The sequence below is a fragment of the Cupriavidus ulmosensis genome, from assembly GCF_977008105.1.
The window spans coordinates 2476513-2493446 of record NZ_CDRMWP010000001.1 but is presented as its reverse complement, the minus strand read 5'-3'; the positions used below and the strand labels follow the sequence as shown (position 1 = coordinate 2493446).

Below are 16934 nucleotides of genomic sequence, written 5' to 3'. Positions count from 1 at the left end.
CGTGCCTGCGTGCCGGGGTGGGTGGGCATGCACGGAGGCCGGCCGTCGGCGGCGCATGGCGATGAGCCTCCCTTACAATAGGTTTTCGCCGGCCCGCCCGCGGCACCCGCGCAGGCCGGCGCGGCTTCTGTTCTTACCGATGTCACCGATCCTGCTGATTTCGCCGGCCTGGCCGGCACCCGAGCCTCGTATGGAGCTTCCGTCCTCATGAAATCGCTGGGCCGCTGTCCGGCCGCCATGCCTTCGCGCGTTTCCATCCTCGGGCGCGACCTCGTGTTCGTGCTGTGCATGAACACCGTGATCGCCGTGAGCCTGAACTATGGCTTCCGCACCGGCGGCTCGCTGTTGCACAACTTCGTCTACAGCCACCTGATCGGCCTGTCGATCTGGCTGCTGATCGACGTCGCCCGCGTGTTGATCTGGTGGAACGAGCGCCCCACGCGCTGGCCGTTCATCTGCCTGGCCGCGGTCGCCGTGCCGCTCGGGGTGCTGCTGGGCAGCTGGGCCACGCGCATCGTGCTGGGCGAGCCGGCCAAGTCCTTCCAGGAAGCCAGCGACATGCTGCGCATGTGCCTGGTGGTGGGCATGCTGGCGGCGGCCAGCATGATCTATTTCTACTGGTCGCGCGAGAAGCTGGCGCACCTGGAGCGGCAGGCCGCGCTGGACGCGCTGCAGCGCGAGGAGGCCGAGAAGCAGCTGGTGCGCGCGCAGCTGATGGCGCTGCAGGCGCAGATCGAGCCGCATTTCCTGTTCAACTCGCTGGCCAACCTGGATTGCCTGATCGCCACCGACCAGAAGGCCGCGCGGCGCCTGCTGCAGCGGCTGATCGGCTTCCTGCGGATGTCGCTGGCGCACACGCGCGCCGAGCAGTGCACGCTGCGCCAGGAGTTCGAGCTGCTGCGCAGCTATCTCGACATCCAGGGCCTGCGCTTCGGCACGCGCCTGAACTACAGCATCGACCTGCCGCCGGAGCTGGCGGAAGTGGAGATCCCGCCGATGCTGATCCAGCCGCTGGTGGAAAACGCGGTCAGCCACGGCATCGAGCCGTGCATGCATGGCGGCAGCATCGCGCTGTCCGCGCGCGCGCTCGGCGCCGGCGCGGTGCAGGTGGTGATCGCCGACACCGGCGTGGGCTTCGGCCACGCCGTGACCAAGGGCTCGGGCCTGGGGCTGACCCACGTGCGCGAGCGCCTGGCGCGCATCTTCGGCGCGGCGGCCGGCATGCAGATGGAGGAGAACGCGCCGCGCGGCGTGATCGTGCGCCTGACGCTGCCGGTGATGCGCGCGCCGGCCGCCGCCGTGCCCACGCCGGCACAGTCGCAGGCGCCGGCCGGCGGCATCGGCGCCGGGCTGGCCCCGGTGGCGCGTGCCGCCGTGCGGGGGGCCGCCCCGGCCTCGCATTCCTGACGCGCCGGGCACCGCCGGCGCCGTCCCGTTTTCCGACAGTCCATTACCGTTGCCATGTCCCCGACCTTGTTGATCGCCGACGACGAGCCGCTGCTCGCGCGCGCGCTGCATGCCGAACTGAGCGGCCTCTGGCCCGAGGCGCGCATCGTCTCCGTGGTGCACGATGGCGTGTCCGCGCTGGAGGCGGCGCGCCAGCACGGGCCGCAGGTGGCCTTTCTCGACATCCGCATGCCGGGCATGAGCGGCATGGATGTGGCGCGCGAGCTGATGGCGTTCGATCGGCCGCCGCTGGTGGTGTTCGTCACCGCCTACGACCAGTTCGCGCTCGAGGCCTTCGAGCGCGAGGCCGTCGACTACGTGCTCAAGCCGGTGCAGCCGGATAGGCTCGAAGCCACCGTGCAGCGTCTCAAGGGGCGGCTGGCCGAGCATGCCCAGGCCAGCGAGGAAGCCGGCGCGGGCGGGGCGGCGCTGGACGCCGCGCGCCTGGCGCAGCTGCTGGCGCGGCTGGAGACGCTGGAGCCCGGCGGCGGCGCGCAGCCGCCGGCTGCGGGGCCGGCGCAGCACGGCTACCTGCGTTTCATCAAGGCGCTGGTGGGGCAGGAGATCCGCATCATCCCGGTCGACGAGGTGATCTACCTCGAAGCCACCGACAAGTACGTCAACGTGGTCTCCACCGGCGGCGAGGCGCTGATCCGCACCAGCCTGCGCGAACTCTCGCAGCAGCTCGATCCCGAGCGCTTCTGGCAGATCCATCGCGGCACCGTGGTCAACATCGACTGCGTGGCCAGCGCCGTGAACCAGTCGCTCGGGCGGCTCGCGCTGAAACTGCGCAACCGCTCCGAGACCCTGGCGGTGGCGCGCCAGTACGCCTACCTGTTCAAGCAGATGTAGTGCCCGGGGGCATGCCTGCCGCGGGCGGTTTTCCTCTATGATGCGGCCCGATACCCGATGCTTTTTCCACTCTCACGAATCAGGAGCCGCCCATGAACTTTGCAACCACCGATCTGTGCGATGACAACGAAGACCGCCTGGCCGACGGCACGCTGCGCGTGCTGACGCCGGGGTTCCGCCATTTCGGCAAGCGCGCGGTCTTCGCCGGCCCGGCCGCCACGCTCAAGGTGTTCGAGGACAACTCGCTGGTGCGCGAGGCGGTGGAGTCGCCCGGCAACGGCCGCGTGCTGGTGGTCGACGGCGGCGGCTCGCTGCGCTGCGCGCTGGTGGGCGGCAAGCTCGGCGTGCTGGCCGAGAAGAACGGCTGGGCCGGCATCGTCGTCAACGGCTGCGTGCGCGACAGCGCGGAGCTGGACGCATGCGACATCGGCGTGCGCGCGCTGGCGCTGCATCCGCAGAAAAGCCAGAAGCGCAACATCGGCGAGCGCGAGGTGACGGTGCAGATGCCCGGCGCGGTGGTGCGCCCCGGCAACTGGATCTATGCCGACGCCGACGGCGTGCTGGTGGCGGACGGCAAGCTGGAGGGCTGAGCATGCCGGTGGTCTTTGTCTACGGCACGCTGCGCGCCGGCGAGGTCAACGACCTCAACGCCGCCGCGCGCCGGCACGGCATCGCGGCGCCGCGCCTGCTGGGCGGCGCCACCGTGCCGGGCCGGCTCTACGACTTCGGCAGCTATCCCGGGCTGGTGCCGGACGCCGCCGCGCCCGGCGTGGCCGGCGACCTCTATGAAGTGGACGCCGCGCTGGTGCCGGTGCTCGACGAGATCGAGGAGGTCTACCCGGGCCAGGCCTCGCTGTTCGTGCGCGAGGAGCGCGCGGTGTCCGCCGCCGGCGGCCCGGTCGTCTGCCTGCTGTATCCGGTGGCCGAGTCCGCCGTGGCCGGGCTGCCGCGCATCGCGTCGGGAGACTGGGTGGCGTACCGCCGCGCGCGCGAGGCCGGCCTGCGCCAGCCCTGAGCGCGCCGCCGTTTCAAACGGCATGGCCGGTGCTCGCCGCGCCCGCGCGGCTGGCGTAGCATCGGCAACCATTCCATCACCCGATGTCATGGTCCGCGCATGCCTTCTTCCCCGCTTCCCTCCGAGGCCGCGCCCGCCCGGCTATCCGTCCGGTCCGGCGATGTCCGCCTCGCCGTCCAGACCTGGGGCGACCCGTCGCGCCGCACCATCGTGCTGGTGCACGGCTATCCCGACAACAGCGCGGTCTGGCACGGCGTGGCGCCGCTGCTGGCCGATGACTATCACGTGGTTGCCTACGACGTGCGCGGCGCGGGCGCGTCGTCGGCGCCCGCGGGCGTGGCCGCCTACCGGCTGGAGCGGCTGGCGGAGGACTTCGGCGCGGTGATCGATGCGGTGTCGCCCGGCGCGCCGGTGCACCTGGTCGGGCACGACTGGGGCTCGATCCAGTGCTGGGAGTTCGCCACCGAGCCGCGCCTGCGCGGGCGCATCGCCTCGTTCACCTCATGCTCCGGCCCCTGCCTCGACCATGCCGGCCACTGGATGCGCGGCAACCGCCGGCTCTCGCGCGCGGCGCTGGCGCGCTCGCTGCGGCAGGCGCTCTCGTCCTGGTACATCTATGTATTCCACCTGCCGTGGCTGCCGGAGCTGAGCTGGCGGCTGTGGATGGGCCGCGCGTGGCCGCGCTACCTGAAGCTGTCGGAGGGCGTGGCGGCGCAGCCCAGCCCCACGCAGGTGGCCGATGGCTGCCACGGCCTGGCGCTGTATCGCGCCAACATGCTGTGCCGGCTGCTCGCGCCGGGCGAGCGCCATGCGCACGCGCCGGTGCAGGTGATCGTGCCGCTGCGCGACCGCTACGTCAGCCCGGCGCTGTCGGCGGACCTGTCGCGCTGGGTGGGACGGTGGTGGCGCCGCGAGGTGGCGGCGCGGCACTGGCTGCCGCTGGCCGACCCGGCCGGCATGGCCGCCATGATCCTGGAGCTGGCCCGGCATGTCGACGGCGCTCCCGAGGCGCAGGCGCTGCAGCGCGCGCGCATGCCGGACGGGCAGGGCGCCGGTGCGGCGGCGGCGTGATCGCCCCGCATGCCATCTTCTATTTTTCACAATGCGGAATGCCGTTTTGAGCCACAAAAAATGTGGCTGCGTAGCACAACGGTCGTTTCTCATGATGGGAGATGTCGTGCCGTATCGTGAAATTACATTTGCAAGATACTGATTTTATTGAATAAAAAAACTTAGCAAGGACTGCATTCCGACCTGTTGCGACGCGGGACGTTTCCCTACACTCTTATATAAGACACATGACCTGAGACGCGAAAAACGGGGGTGGCGAGGCAGCAGGAAACGGCCTCCGCAAGCACCCCCGCGGCGTCCCGGTCGGCTGCCGGGCATCGGTGCCCGGCAGGCCTGTCGCAAGTTTTCTTACGCCATACCCGTCTCAATCACTAGGAGAGTGCAATGTCCCGCGAACAAGAAATCCAGAAGCTGCAGAAGGAATGGGAAACCAACCCGCGCTGGAAGGGCGTGAAGCGCAACTACAGCGCCGCCGACGTGGTGCGCCTGCGCGGCTCCGTGCAGGTCGAGCACACCCTGGCCCGCCGCGGCGCCGAGAAGCTGTGGCACCTGCTGAACACCGAGCCGTTCGTCAACACGCTGGGCGCGCTGACCGGCAACCAGGCCATGCAGCAGGTCAAGGCCGGCCTCAAGGCCATCTACCTGTCGGGCTGGCAGGTCGCCGGCGACGCCAACCTGGCCGGCGAAATGTACCCCGACCAGTCGCTGTACCCGGCCAACTCGGTGCCGCAGGTGGTCAAGCGCATCAACAACACCTTCCAGCGCGCCGACCAGATCCAGTGGAGCGAAGGCAAGGGCGACACCGACTACTTCGCGCCGATCGTGGCTGATGCGGAAGCCGGCTTCGGCGGCGTGCTGAACGCCTTCGAGCTGATGAAGTCGATGATCGAAGCGGGCGCGGCCGGCGTGCACTTCGAAGACCAGCTCGCCTCGGTCAAGAAGTGCGGCCACATGGGCGGCAAGGTGCTGGTGCCGACGCGCGAAGCCGTCGCCAAGCTGACCGCCGCGCGCCTGGCCGCCGACGTCTCCGGCGTGCCGACCCTGGTGATCGCCCGCACCGACGCCGAAGCGGCCGATCTGCTGACCTCGGACGTCGACGACAACGACAAGCCGTTCTGCACCGGCGAGCGCACCGTGGAAGGTTTCTACCGCGTGCGCAACGGCCTGGAGCAGTCGATCTCGCGCGCGCTGGCCTATGCCGAAGTGGCCGACCTGGTGTGGTGCGAAACCGGCAAGCCGGACTTGGAATTCGCCAGGAAGTTTGCCGAAGCCGTGCACGCCAAGTTCCCGGGCAAGCTGCTGGCCTACAACTGCTCGCCGTCGTTCAACTGGAAGAAGAACCTCGACGACGCCACCATCTCCAAGTTCCAGAAGGAACTCGGCGCGATGGGCTACAAGTTCCAGTTCATCACGCTGGCCGGCTTCCACTCGCTGAACTACTCGATGTTCAACCTGGCCTACGGCTATGCCCGCAACCAGATGAGCGCCTTCGTCGAACTGCAGGAAAACGAGTTCGCCGCGGCCGAGAAGGGCTTCACCGCCGTCAAGCACCAGCGCGAAGTCGGCACCGGCTACTTCGACGCCGTGACCCAGACCATCGAAGGCGGCCAGTCGTCGACCACCGCGCTCAAGGGCTCGACCGAGGACGAGCAGTTCTTCGACAAGAAGGTGGCCTGAGTTTCCCGGGGCCCCGGCCCCGGAGTTGCAGCATGGCAGGATAACCAGAACGATACCTGCTCACCTTGAAGGACGTGCGACCATCGCGTCCTTCAATTAGGCGCCGCGCCGTGTCTCTCTCGGAGGGACGGCGCGGCTTTTTGTTTTCCGGCGCGAGGATGTGGATCAGGGGCTAGGAAAGATCGCGTGGGTCGATACGAAATATCCGAAAAATATTAAAAATTGTGTCGTTGTCGATTCAGACGTTTCCAATTCACTTGCGATGATTTCGGCGATATGATGCCGCTGCGTGTCCGGAAGAGCACGCAGGGAAGCGCCGGCGAGCCACCGGCGCCGTCCCTTGGGGGCAAGCCTTCGGGCCATGCCTCCGGGTCGTTCATTCGCGTCATCCATCCGTGTTGCCGGCGCAGTTTCCGGCCGGTGCGCATCCAACAAGACAACTCCATGAAGCACACACTTTCCCTCGTGGCCGTCGCCGGCCTTTCCGCTCTCGTGGTCGGCTGTGCCGGCACCAATGTCGACGGCATGGTGGGCGCGGGCACCTCGATGTTCAAGGCGGCCTCGCTCGGCGATGCGGACGTCAAGTCGATGTCCGACCAGGCCTGCGCCGAGTCCGACAAGACCAACAAGATCGCCGCGGCCAACAGCGCCTATGGCAAGCGCCTGGCCAAGATCATGGCCGGCCTGCAGTCGACCGACATCTCCAACGTCAATGCCAAGGTCTACCTGACCAAGGACGTCAACGCCTGGGCGATGGCCAACGGCTGCGTGCGCGTGTACAGCGGCCTGATGGACATGATGACCGACGACGAAGTGCGCGGCGTGGTGGGCCACGAACTGGGCCACGTGGCGCTGGGCCACACCAAGAACAAGATGCAGGTGGCCTACGCCGCAATGGCCGCGCGCGGCGCGCTGGCGGCCAGCGGCAGCGGCGCGGTGGCCACGCTGTCGTCCTCGCAGCTGGGCGAGCTGGGCGAGCAACTGATCAACGCGCAGTTCTCGCAGACGCAGGAAAGCGCCGCCGACGACTACTCGTTCGACGTGCTGACCAAGAACAAGGCCAACACCCGCGGCCTGGTCACGGCCTTCCAGAAGCTGGCCAAGCTCGACGGCGGCAAGTCCAGCATGTTCTCGTCGCACCCGGGCTCGGCGGACCGCGCCAAGCACATCGAGGACCGCATCAAGCAGGGCAGCTGACCCGGCGCCGGCCTCGCGCCGGCGTCTTCCGCGCATGCAAGAAAGGCTGGCCGCCCGTTACCGGGCGGCCAGCCTTTTTTCCTTGTTTCCGCCGCTGCAGGCTACAACCCGGCGCCGGAGGAAGGCGGATCAGCGGTACACGATCACGGGAATGTCGGTATGCGTGAGCACCTTCTGCGTCTCGCTGCCCAGCAGCAGGCCGGACAGGCCGCGCCGGCCGTGCGAGGCCATGAAGATCACGTCGCAGCCGTGGCGCTCGGCCGCGTCGATGATGCCGAGGTAGGGCACCGCGAAGGTCGTCATGTCGCAGTCGAAGGCGATGCCGTCGGCCGCGGCGGCGCTTTCCACTTCCTTCAGGTACAGCCGCGCCTGGCTTTCGACGCGGTCCTTGAAGGCCTGCGGGGCTTCCACCACGATCTCGCTGAAAGGTGTGTAAGGGTATTCCTCCAGGCACACATAGGCGGTGACGCGCGCCTTGATCGTCTTGGCCAGTTCCAGCGCGCCGTCGATGGCTTTCTTGGACAGTTCAGAACCGTCGGTGGGTAGCAGGATGTGCTTGAACATGCTGGACTCCTTTGGGGCAACGAGGCAGTAAGGGGGCGGTGCGCCGCATCAGGAGCAGGTCCAACGGCGCCTGCCCTTGATGCATTGTAGGCAGAGGTGGCGCATGGGTCATTGGCCTATATCAAATTCCTCCGCGGCGTGGGCCTCGCCGGCCCGGCGCCAGTAGGCCGGGTTGCCGTAGGTGTTCTTCAGGTGGTCGATGAACAGCCGCACGCGCAGCGGCAGGTGCTTGCGCTGCGGGAAGACCGCGTGGATGCCGATCGGCGGCGCCTGGAATTCGTCCAGCACCGTGACCAGGTGGCCGCTGGCGATCTCCTGCCCGACCTCCCACCAGGAGCGCCACGCCAGCCCGTGCCCCTGCAGGCACCAGGCATGCAGCACCGCGCCGTCGGTGCATTCCATCGAGCCGCCCACCTTGACCATGAGCGGCTTGCCGCCTTGCTGGAAGGCCCAGCCGCGCTGCACGTTGGCGCTCGCGCCGAAGGCCAGGCAGTTGTGCCGCGCCAGGTCCTCGGGCGCGGCCGGCACGCCGGCGCGCGCCAGGTAGGCGGGGGCGGCCACCACCACGCGGCGGTTCTCGGCCAGGCGGATGGACACCAGGCTGGAGTCGGGCAGGTCGCCGAGCCGGATGGCGCAGTCGAAGCCCTCGTTGACGAGGTCGACCACGCGGTCCGACAGGTCCAGCGTGAGCGTCACGTCCGGGTGCGACTCGATGAACAGCGGCACCAGCGGTGCCACGTGCCTGCGGCCGAAGCCCGCCGGCGCGGTCACGCGCAGGTGGCCGCTGGCCTTGACGCCGCCGGCCGAGACGCTGGCCTCGGCGTTGTGCAGGTCGTTGAGGATGCGCTGGCAGTCTTCCAGGAAGGCCGAGCCTTCGAAGGTCAGGCTGATCTTGCGCGTGGTGCGCAGCAGCAGCTTCACGCCCAGGCGCTCTTCCAGCGCGTCGATGCGGCGCCCGATGATGGCGGGCGCCACGCCCTCGGCGGCGGCGGCGGCGGACAGGCTGCCGCGCGCGGCGACCGAGACGAAGGTCTCCAGTTGCTTGAAATGATCCACGAATCTCGCCGGTGTGTGCCTCATGCCGCCCGGCGGGCCGCGTGCCGGGCAATGGAGTGGATTTGGTGCCTATTCTTATTGGCGTCAGCGAAGATTAGTAGTGTAAAAGTAAAAGATCAAGTGACCCGCAACGGCTATGCCGCGGTGCGGCGCCTACCTACAATGCATGCATTCACTGGTGTACAGGCCGCGCGGCACGGATGAGCGATGCGCGCCGGCCTGACGCGATCATCCGAGGAAGCCCCAGGCTCATGCACAAGATCCGCGCAGTCGTCTTCGATGCCTACGGCACGCTGTTCGACGTGTATTCCGTCACCGCGCGCGCCGAGCAGCTCTTTCCCGGCAAGGGCGAGGCGCTGGCGCTGCTGTGGCGCGAGCGCCAGATCGACTACACCCGCATCCGCTCGCTGGCCGGCCCGGACGGCGCGCACTACAAGCCGTTCTGGCCGATCACGGTGGACGCGCTGCGCTACGCCGCCGAGCGCCTGCAGCTGGACCTGGGCCCGGCCGCCGAAGCGCAACTGCTCAAGGAATACGCCTGCCTGTCGGCGTTCCCGGAGAACCTCGGCGCGCTCAAGCGCCTGCGCGCCGCCGGGCTGCCGCTGGGCATCCTCTCCAACGGCAACCCGGAGATGCTCGACATCTCGGTCAAGAGCGCCGGCATGCACGGCCTGTTCGACCATGTGCTGTCGGTCGACGCGGTGCGCCTGTACAAGACCGCGCCGGCCGCCTACGCGCTGGCCCCCGCGGCCTTCGGCGTGGCCCCGGCCGAGATCCTGTTCGTCTCGTCCAACGGCTGGGACGCATGCGGCGGCGCCTGGTACGGCTTCACCGCTTTCTGGATCAATCGTGCCGGCCATCCGGCCGAGCGGCTCGACGTGAGCCCTGCCGGCACCGGGCACGACATGAACGACCTGCTGCAATTCGCCCGCACCCGCGGCGTGGCGCTCTGACGGCAGGCAACCCGAACCAACCATCGAACACAGGAGAACACAGATGGCCATCACGCTGCCTGCGGGCATGAAGATCACCGGCGAGATCCTGCCGGCCTATGAAGACATCCTTTCGCCGGCGGCCCTGGCCCTGGTGGACAAGCTGCACCGCGCCTTCGAGCCGCGCCGCCAGGAACTGCTGGCCGCGCGCGTCGAGCGCACCAAGCGCCTGGACGCCGGCGAGCTGCCCGACTTCCTGCCGCAGACCAGGAGCGTGCGCGAAGGCGACTGGAAGGTCGCGCCGGTGCCGCCCGCGCTGCATTGCCGCCGCGTGGAGATCACCGGCCCGGTCGAAGCCAAGATGGTCATCAACGCGTTCAACTCGGGCGCCGACAGCTACATGACCGACTTCGAGGACTCCAACACCCCCAACTGGCACAACCAGCTGCAGGGCCAGGTCAACCTCAAGGCCGCCGTGCGCCGCACGCTCACGCTGGACTCGAACGGCAAGCACTACAAGCTGAACGACAAGATCGCCACGCTGCAGGTGCGCCCGCGCGGCTGGCACCTCGACGAAAAGCACGTCACCATCGACGGCCAGCGCGTCTCCGGCGGCATCTTCGACTTCGCGCTGTTCGTGTTCCATAACGCGAAGGAACAGATCGCCCGCGGCGCCGGCCCGTTCTTCTACCTGCCGAAGATGGAAAGCCACCTCGAAGCGCGCCTGTGGAACGACGTCTTCGTCATGGCGCAGAACGAGATCGGCCTGCCGCAGGGCACCATCAAGGCCACCGTGCTGATCGAGACCATCCTGGCCGCGTTCGAGATGGAAGAAATCCTGTACGAGCTGCGCGAGCACAGCGCGGGCCTGAACGCCGGGCGCTGGGACTACATCTTCTCGTGCATCAAGAAGTTCAAGGTCGACAAGAACTTCTGCCTGGCCGACCGCGCCAAGGTCACGATGACCTCGCCGTTCATGCGCGCGTATGCGCTGCTGCTGCTCAAGACCTGCCACAAGCGCGGCGCGCCCGCGATCGGCGGCATGAGCGCGCTGATCCCGATCAAGAACGATCCGGAGAAGAACGCGGTGGCCATGCAGGGCATCATCAACGACAAGAAGCGCGACGCCACCGACGGCTACGACGGCGGCTGGGTGGCCCACCCGGGCCTGGTCGAGCCGGCCATGAAGGAATTCGTGGCGGTGCTGGGCGACAAGCCCAACCAGTTCGGCAAGCAGCGCGACGACGTCAGCGTGTCGGCCAAGGACCTGCTGGACTTCCAGCCGGAAACCCCGATCACCGAGGCCGGCCTGCGCATGAACATCAACGTCGGCATCCATTACCTCGGCTCCTGGCTGGCCGGCAACGGCTGCGTGCCCATCCACAACCTGATGGAAGACGCCGCCACCGCCGAGATCTCGCGCTCGCAGGTGTGGCAGTGGATCCGCTCGCCCAAGGGCAAGCTGGAAGACGGCCGCAAGGTGACGGCCGAGATGGTGCGCGGCCTGATTCCCGAGGAACTGGCCAAGGTCAAGGAAGTGGTCGGCGGCGAGACCAGGACCTACGACCGTGCCGCCCAGATCTTCGAGCAGATGTCCACGTCGGAAGACTTCGCCGAATTCCTGACGCTGCCGCTGTACGAAGAAATCTGATGCCGTAGCCGCGCGCCGGGACCATCCCGGCGCATGGCAAGCCGGCCACGCCGCGCCGCCCCTGGACAGGGGGCGGCGCGGTTTTTTTTGTCCCGGCTACGCGGATGCCGGGAAGGTCTCCTGCAGCAGCGCGCGCACCGTGTCGGCCACGCCGTGCTGGCTGCCGCGGCGCCATGCCAGGTGCAGCTCCACGTCCAGCCCCGCGGCGTCCTCGAGCGGGCGGAAGGCCACGCCGGCATACCCGAGCCGGTGCGCGGACTGCGGCACCAGCGCCACGCCCATGCCGGCGTCCACCAGCGACAGGATGGAGTGCGTGTGGCTCAGCGTCTGCACGGTCTCGGGCGCCACGCCCTCGGCGCGCAGCCGGCCCGCCACCACCTCGTACAGGTAGCGCGACTCCGACGGGCAGAACTCGATGAACGGCTGCCCCTCCAGCGACCGCAGCGTGAGCGCGGCGCAGGTCATCAGCGCGTGCCCGACCGGCGCCGCCAGCACGAACGGCTCGCGCAGCAGCGGCGCCGACAGCGCGAAGCTGCGCGGCGCGAACGGCCGCACCACGCCGAGCTCGATGCGGCCCGCGCCGATCGCCTCCAGTTGGGCGTCGGTCTGCATCTCGCGCAGCGACACGTGGACGTCGGGGAATTTCGCGCCGATGGCCGACAGCAACTGCGGCAGCAGCGTGAAGCTGGCGGCCGGGATGAAGCCCATCGTCACGCTGCCGGCGTCGGCCCGCATGGCGCGCCGCGCGGCCAGCGTGGCGGCCTGGCTGCGGCGCAGGATGTCTTCCGCCTCGCGCAGGAAGGTGGCGCCGGCCAGGGTCAGCCGCACGGTGCCGCCCGAGCGCTCCAGCAGGCGCACGCCCACCTCATGCTCGAGCAGCTGGATCTGCCGCGTGAGCGGCGGCTGTGTCATGTTCAGCAAGGCAGCCGCCCGGCCGAAATGCAGCTCCGTCGCCACGGCGACGAAGCTGCGCAGATGCGAAAGCTGGAACACGATTCAATTCTTGTATTGCGGCATCGCCTGTTTGAATTGGACGCCGCGCCCGCTTCCTTCTTAGAGTGGCACCTCCTGACTCTTGCGTCTTTTGAGTCTTTTCCCCTGGGAGATAAAGGTGGCAACTTTCGAAGGCCCGGCGCTGCGCAGGGCGCTTGACGGCATTTCCGGCATTCTGGTCACGCCCTTCGACGCAGATGATACCGTTTCGCCGGCGCCGCTCGCGCCCGTGGTGGATCGCGCGGTCGAAGCCGGCGTGCACGTGCTGGTCGCCAACGGCAACACCAGCGAGTTCTACGGGCTGCGCGAGCAGGAAGCCGTGCAGATGGTGCAGGTGGCCGCCGAGTGCGTGGCCGGCCGCGTGCCGCTGCTGGCCGGCGTGGGCCGCAGCGTGCACGAGGCCTGCGCGCTGGCGCGCGCCTCGCGCCAGGCCGGCGCCGACGCGCTGATGGTGCACCAGCCGCCCGATCCGTTCGTGGCGCCGCGCGGCGTGGCGGCCTACGTGCGCCGCATCGCCGAGGCGGGCGAGGGCCTGCCGCTGGTGCTCTACCTGCGCAACGACAACATCGGCCTGGCCGCGATCGAGGAGTTGTGCCGCATCCCCGGCGTGATCGGCGTGAAGTGGGCCTCGCCCACGCCGCTGGTGCTGGCCGAAGCCATGCGCCGCACCGCCGATCTCGGCCTGGCCTGGGTCGGCGGCCTCGCCGAGGTCTGGGCGCCGCCGTTCTACGCGGTCGGCGCACGCGGCTTCACCTCGGGCCTCATCAACGTGCTGCCGGAGCGCTCGGTGGCCATCCATGCCGCGCTCGAAGCCGCCGACTACGCGCAGGCGATGCGCCTGATCGGCGAGATGCTGCCGTTCGAGGAATTGCGCGCGCAGGAGAACAACGGCGCCAACGTCACGGTGGTCAAGGCCGCGCTGCGGATCATGGGCAACGACTGCGGCGCCACGCGGCCGCCCTCGGCGTGGCCGCTGAACGCGGGCCAGCAGGCGCAGTTGCAGGCGCTGCTGGCGGGCTGGGGCCTGGCCCGCTGATCCGGCGATCCGCCGATCCGCCCGTTTTCCCCGATTCCCGCATCTCCGACCCCCGGCGGGGGCATCGTTTCCCCGCCGGCCCGAAGCACGACACAACACACCGGTTTCACCCGCAGGAGACAACCCATGCAGATCCACCGCCCGCTGCTTGCCATGCTGGCCGCCCTGTTGTTGAGCGGCGCCGCCGCCGCGCAGGGCTATCCCACCCATCCCATCACGATCGTGATCGGCTCCAGCCCCGGCAGCGCCACCGACGGACTCGCGCGCGCCATCGGCATGGAAGTGACCAAGCTCACCGGCCAGGCCGTGGTGGTCGACAACCGCGCCGGCGCCTTCGGCGGCATCGCCGCCCAGACCGTGGCGCGCGCCGCGCCCGACGGCTACACGCTGTTCATGACCACCAACACCACGCAGGCCGCCAACCCGCACCTGCTCAAGAAGCTGCCCTACGACCCGATCAAGGACTTCGCGCCGGTCTCGCTGCTGACCAAGGGCTACCAGCTGCTGGTGGTCAACCCGCAGGTCAAGGCGCACAGCGTGGGCGAGCTGGTCGCGCTGGCCAAAAAAGAACCGGGCAAGATGAGCTACGGCTCCGGCAGTTCGTCGGCGCAGGTGGCCACCGAGCTGTTCCAGCAGGCCACCGGCACCAAGTTCACCTACGTGCCCTACAAGGCCAATCCGCAGGCGGTGATCGACCTGGTGGCCGGGCAGACCGACCTGATGATCGTCGACCTCGCCGCCAGCCTGCCGCAGGTCAAGGCCGGCAAGCTGCGCGCGCTCGGCATCAGCAGCCCGAAGCGCTCGGCGCTGGTGCCCGGCGTGCCGGCCATCGCCGAGACGCTGCCCGGCTACGAGGCCGGCTACTGGAACGCGCTGTACGCGCCCGCCAGCACGCCCGCGCCGGTGGTGCAGCGCCTCAACGACCTGATGCGCCGCGCGATGGCCGCGCCCGAGGTCAGGCAGGTGGTCGAGCAGACCGGCATGGAGGCCGCGCTGTCCTCGCCCGAGGAACTGGGGCGCTTCCAGCTGGCGGAGCTGAGCCGCTGGGGGCAGATCATCAAGACGGCCGGCATCCAGCCGGAGTAAGGGCGTAGCCGGTAGTGTGGCGGCGCGGCGGTCCCGCGCCTGCCGGCTCCGGGGGGCCCTGTACGGCGGTTGTCGGCGCGGTTGCCAGTGACTATGCTAGTCGGGCACATGGCCCGGCTTCCCGGGCCGGCCCGGGCAGACCGGACAGGAGACGATCAAATGCAGGTTTCGATGCTTGTTCCGCCGCGTGCCCCGGTCTCGCGGCGCGCGCGCCTAATGTCCGCCGCGTTCGCCGCGTTCGCCGGCCTTGCGGCGGCCGCGGCGATGGCGGCGCCCGTTTCGTTCACGGTGCCGCTGACCGGCGCGCAGCAGGTGCCGCCGGTCCAGACCGCGGGCAGCGGCTCCGCCGACCTCACCTATGATCCCGCCACGCGGGTGGTCGCCTGGACGATCAGCTTCGGCGGCCTGTCCAGCGCGCCGACGATGGCGCATTTCCACGGTCCCGCCGCGGCCGGCAAGAACGCCGGCGTGCAGGTCTGGCTGGCCGAGAAGGGCGCCGCGCTGGCCAGTCCCGTCAAGGGCCAGGCCACGCTGTCGCCGGACGAGGCGAAGGAATTCGCATCCGGCGAGATGTACATCAACGTGCATACCAAGGACCATCCGTCCGGCGAGATCCGCGGCCAGGTGCTGCCGCCCAGGAGCAACTGACGCGACTGACGTAACGGACGGCCGGCACGGCGCGCGTATCAGAGATACGCCGCCAGCAGCGCCGCCGCCGCCGCGCCCGCGGCCAGCATGAGCAGCGCCAGCGCCACGGGCGCGCGGCGCGGCGCGGGGATGCGCGCGGGCAGGAACTTGCGTCCGGTCAGCATCGGGCGCAGCAGGTTTTGGCCCTTGGCCGCCGCGTACAGCGCGATGGCCAGCACGTGCAGCGCCACCGCCGCCAGCAGCACATCCCACAGCAGCGCGTGCAGCGCCGAGATCGCATTGGCGAGCGGCGCCGGCACCCATTCGCTCAGCGGCCCTTCGTTGGCGATGTCGTTGTTGATGTAGAGCCCGCTGAGCGTCTCGCCGAGCAGCAGCGCGAGCAGCAGCAGCACCATCCAGCCGCCGGCCGGGTTGTGGCCGACCTGCAGGTCGGCCTCGCGGCGGAACAGGTGGCGCAGGTGACGCCAAGCGGCGGCGGGCGAAGCCATGAAACTGCGAAAGCGCGCGGTCTCGCTGCCGCAGCAGCCCCACAGCAGCCGGAAGAAAACCAGCGCGAGCAGCATCTCGCCGGCCCGCGCGTGCCAGTCCATCCAGTTCAGCCGGGCGGTGCCGTAGGCCACGGCCACCAGCACCACCGCCAGCCAGTGGAACAGCCGCGTCGGCGCGTCCCAGACCGTCACGGGGCGGCCCGCGGCCGGGTCGTCAGGTTTCATCGCTCGGCTCCGTCGGGCATCGGGCCCTTGCCGGCCTTTACTTTAGGCCCGCCTGCCGCCGCGGCCTAGCGCTGCGTCAGCTCGGCCGCAGGATTCCACAGCGCCGGGTCGAACGGGTTGATCTGCCGGCCGACCTCGGCGGTCTCGCGCTGCATCAGCTCCACCACGATGGGCAGGCGCTCCGGGCTCAGCCGCTCGATCAGCGTGCCGACGCCCAGCGCCGCCACCGCGCGGCCTTCGCGGTCCAGGATCGGCACCGCCACGCCCGCCATGCCGTCGAGCAGCCCGGCGCGGCGCGAGGCGTAGCCGCATTCGCGGACCTGCTCGATCTCGCTGCGCAGCGACACTTCGTCGAGCAGGCCGTATTCGCGCAGCCGCGGCAGGTTGAACTGCAGCACCGCCTCGCGCTCCTCGTCGGGCAGGAAGGCGAGGATGGCGGTGGCGGCCTGGCCCACGCCCAGCGGCACGCGCCCGCCGATGCCGCCGGTGAAGGTGCGGATGGCGTAGGGCCCTTCGTTGCGGTCCAGGCACACGGCGTCGAAGCCGCTGCGCACCAGCAGGAAGATCGCGTCGTTGAGGCGCGCCCCCAGCCGGAGCAGCACCGGGCGGCAAAGCTGGCGCAGCCCGCTCAGGTTGCCGGCCTGGGCCGCCAGCGCGAAGAACTCGATGCTCAGCCGGTAGCGCTTGGAGCGCGTGTCCTGCTCGACCATGCCTTCCTTGACCAGCGATTGCAGCAGCCGGTGCGTGGTGGCCTGCGTCAGGCCGGTTTCCTGTGCCACGTCCTTGACGCGCGATGCGCTGTGCTGGTGCAGCGCCAGCGCGCGCATCACGGCAAACAGCCGGGCGGCGCCGCCGGCGGCGGGTTCCGTTACGTCTTCCATACAGTCGGCATCTCTTTCGTCGGAATTGAAGCAACGGCAGAAGGCCGCTTGATTTCAATCAATGGAATTTTACGAATAAAAATCCCACTGAACAGAATTATCTCACCGAACGGGTA

17 protein-coding genes are annotated in these 16934 nt (G+C 69.2%); 12 read left to right on the top strand and 5 right to left on the bottom strand.

Translation table 11 applies throughout. The features are described 5' to 3' along the window. Positions 1–207: 207 nt before the first annotated feature. The 7 genes from ACWTPI_RS11350 to loiP all read left to right on the top strand — a co-directional run bounded on the left by ACWTPI_RS11350 (position 208) and on the right by loiP (position 7258). Positions 208–1407 (top strand): sensor histidine kinase, encoded by a 1200-nt coding sequence (locus ACWTPI_RS11350; RefSeq protein ID WP_059412879.1) that lies wholly within the window; start codon positions 208–210, stop codon positions 1405–1407. Positions 1408–1461: 54 nt separating this feature from the next. Next, a complete protein-coding gene (locus tag ACWTPI_RS11345; protein ID WP_059412878.1) occupies positions 1462–2298 on the top strand; it encodes a LytR/AlgR family response regulator transcription factor in 837 nt (278 codons plus the stop codon). A gap of 92 nt (positions 2299–2390) precedes the next feature. After that, a complete protein-coding gene (gene rraA, locus ACWTPI_RS11340) occupies positions 2391–2888 on the top strand; it encodes a ribonuclease E activity regulator RraA (RefSeq protein ID WP_059412877.1) in 498 nt (165 codons plus the stop codon). Positions 2889–2890: 2 nt separating this feature from the next. Continuing rightward, positions 2891–3313: a gamma-glutamylcyclotransferase family protein gene (locus ACWTPI_RS11335; protein WP_454731707.1), complete on the top strand. Its 423-nt coding sequence runs from the start codon at positions 2891–2893 to the stop codon at positions 3311–3313. A gap of 99 nt (positions 3314–3412) precedes the next feature. Next, the gene (locus ACWTPI_RS11330; protein ID WP_454731706.1) at positions 3413–4384 is read left to right on the top strand and encodes an alpha/beta fold hydrolase; all 972 of its coding nucleotides are present in this window, start codon (positions 3413–3415) and stop codon (positions 4382–4384) included. A 384-nt stretch (positions 4385–4768) separates the two neighbouring features. Continuing rightward, positions 4769–6061, top strand: a complete 1293-nt coding sequence (aceA, locus tag ACWTPI_RS11325) for an isocitrate lyase (RefSeq protein ID WP_020202706.1) — start codon at positions 4769–4771, stop codon at positions 6059–6061. A 444-nt stretch (positions 6062–6505) separates the two neighbouring features. Continuing rightward, positions 6506–7258: a metalloprotease LoiP gene (gene loiP, locus ACWTPI_RS11320; protein ID WP_081651378.1), complete on the top strand. Its 753-nt coding sequence runs from the start codon at positions 6506–6508 to the stop codon at positions 7256–7258. Between the two features lie 129 nt (positions 7259–7387). On the opposite strand, the gene ACWTPI_RS11315 is transcribed toward loiP, so the two are convergent. Together ACWTPI_RS11315 and ACWTPI_RS11310 are read right to left on the bottom strand one after the other, a co-directional pair. Then, positions 7388–7822 (bottom strand): universal stress protein, encoded by a 435-nt coding sequence (locus tag ACWTPI_RS11315; RefSeq protein ID WP_020202708.1) that lies wholly within the window; start codon positions 7820–7822, stop codon positions 7388–7390. Between the two features lie 108 nt (positions 7823–7930). Continuing rightward, positions 7931–8878: a LysR substrate-binding domain-containing protein gene (locus ACWTPI_RS11310; RefSeq protein ID WP_454731705.1), complete on the bottom strand. Its 948-nt coding sequence runs from the start codon at positions 8876–8878 to the stop codon at positions 7931–7933. 251 nt (positions 8879–9129) lie between these two features. Here ACWTPI_RS11310 and ACWTPI_RS11305 point away from each other — a divergent pair, with 251 nt between their 5' ends. Further along, complete coding sequence (locus ACWTPI_RS11305) at positions 9130–9831, top strand: haloacid dehalogenase type II (RefSeq protein ID WP_454731704.1); 702 nt, start codon at positions 9130–9132, stop codon at positions 9829–9831. 43 nt (positions 9832–9874) lie between these two features. Then, positions 9875–11461: a malate synthase A gene (gene aceB, locus ACWTPI_RS11300; RefSeq protein WP_020202711.1), complete on the top strand. Its 1587-nt coding sequence runs from the start codon at positions 9875–9877 to the stop codon at positions 11459–11461. Positions 11462–11557: 96 nt separating this feature from the next. Here aceB and ACWTPI_RS11295 read toward each other — a convergent pair whose 3' ends face one another. After that, positions 11558–12454: a LysR family transcriptional regulator gene (locus ACWTPI_RS11295; RefSeq protein WP_020202712.1), complete on the bottom strand. Its 897-nt coding sequence runs from the start codon at positions 12452–12454 to the stop codon at positions 11558–11560. A 118-nt stretch (positions 12455–12572) separates the two neighbouring features. Here ACWTPI_RS11295 and ACWTPI_RS11290 point away from each other — a divergent pair, with 118 nt between their 5' ends. The 3 genes from ACWTPI_RS11290 to ACWTPI_RS11280 all read left to right on the top strand — a co-directional run bounded on the left by ACWTPI_RS11290 (position 12573) and on the right by ACWTPI_RS11280 (position 15224). Beyond that, complete coding sequence (locus tag ACWTPI_RS11290; RefSeq protein ID WP_020202713.1) at positions 12573–13490, top strand: dihydrodipicolinate synthase family protein; 918 nt, start codon at positions 12573–12575, stop codon at positions 13488–13490. 126 nt (positions 13491–13616) lie between these two features. After that, a complete protein-coding gene (locus ACWTPI_RS11285) occupies positions 13617–14576 on the top strand; it encodes a Bug family tripartite tricarboxylate transporter substrate binding protein (protein WP_059412873.1) in 960 nt (319 codons plus the stop codon). Between the two features lie 216 nt (positions 14577–14792). Then, entirely contained in the window at positions 14793–15224 is a 432-nt protein-coding gene (locus tag ACWTPI_RS11280) for a CHRD domain-containing protein (protein ID WP_454731703.1), read from the top strand. A gap of 38 nt (positions 15225–15262) precedes the next feature. Here ACWTPI_RS11280 and ACWTPI_RS11275 read toward each other — a convergent pair whose 3' ends face one another. Both ACWTPI_RS11275 and ACWTPI_RS11270 read right to left on the bottom strand, forming a co-directional pair. Further along, on the bottom strand, positions 15263–15937 hold the full coding sequence (locus tag ACWTPI_RS11275) for a cytochrome b/b6 domain-containing protein (RefSeq protein ID WP_454731702.1): 675 nt from the start codon (positions 15935–15937) through the stop codon (positions 15263–15265). A gap of 65 nt (positions 15938–16002) precedes the next feature. Continuing rightward, entirely contained in the window at positions 16003–16818 is an 816-nt protein-coding gene (locus tag ACWTPI_RS11270; protein WP_020202717.1) for an IclR family transcriptional regulator, read from the bottom strand. Between the last annotated feature and the right edge of the window lie 116 nt (positions 16819–16934).

Bases quoted from the DNA above. Each gene is read 5' to 3' on its own strand.
- rraA (WP_059412877.1), top strand. From the start codon at position 2,391: ATGAACTTTGCAACCACCGATCTGTGCGATGACAACGAAGACCGCCTG.
- aceA (WP_020202706.1), top strand. From the start codon at position 4,769: ATGTCCCGCGAACAAGAAATCCAGAAGCTGCAGAAGGAATGGGAAACC.
- aceB (WP_020202711.1), top strand. From the start codon at position 9,875: ATGGCCATCACGCTGCCTGCGGGCATGAAGATCACCGGCGAGATCCTG.
- ACWTPI_RS11345 (WP_059412878.1), top strand. From the start codon at position 1,462: ATGTCCCCGACCTTGTTGATCGCCGACGACGAGCCGCTGCTCGCGCGC.
- loiP (WP_081651378.1), top strand. From the start codon at position 6,506: ATGAAGCACACACTTTCCCTCGTGGCCGTCGCCGGCCTTTCCGCTCTC.
- ACWTPI_RS11335 (WP_454731707.1), top strand. From the start codon at position 2,891: ATGCCGGTGGTCTTTGTCTACGGCACGCTGCGCGCCGGCGAGGTCAAC.
- ACWTPI_RS11315 (WP_020202708.1), bottom strand. From the start codon at position 7,822: ATGTTCAAGCACATCCTGCTACCCACCGACGGTTCTGAACTGTCCAAG.
- ACWTPI_RS11330 (WP_454731706.1), top strand. From the start codon at position 3,413: ATGCCTTCTTCCCCGCTTCCCTCCGAGGCCGCGCCCGCCCGGCTATCC.
- ACWTPI_RS11305 (WP_454731704.1), top strand. From the start codon at position 9,130: ATGCACAAGATCCGCGCAGTCGTCTTCGATGCCTACGGCACGCTGTTC.
- ACWTPI_RS11350 (WP_059412879.1), top strand. From the start codon at position 208: ATGAAATCGCTGGGCCGCTGTCCGGCCGCCATGCCTTCGCGCGTTTCC.
- ACWTPI_RS11270 (WP_020202717.1), bottom strand. From the start codon at position 16,818: ATGGAAGACGTAACGGAACCCGCCGCCGGCGGCGCCGCCCGGCTGTTT.
- ACWTPI_RS11275 (WP_454731702.1), bottom strand. From the start codon at position 15,937: ATGAAACCTGACGACCCGGCCGCGGGCCGCCCCGTGACGGTCTGGGAC.
- ACWTPI_RS11285 (WP_059412873.1), top strand. From the start codon at position 13,617: ATGCAGATCCACCGCCCGCTGCTTGCCATGCTGGCCGCCCTGTTGTTG.
- ACWTPI_RS11280 (WP_454731703.1), top strand. From the start codon at position 14,793: ATGTCCGCCGCGTTCGCCGCGTTCGCCGGCCTTGCGGCGGCCGCGGCG.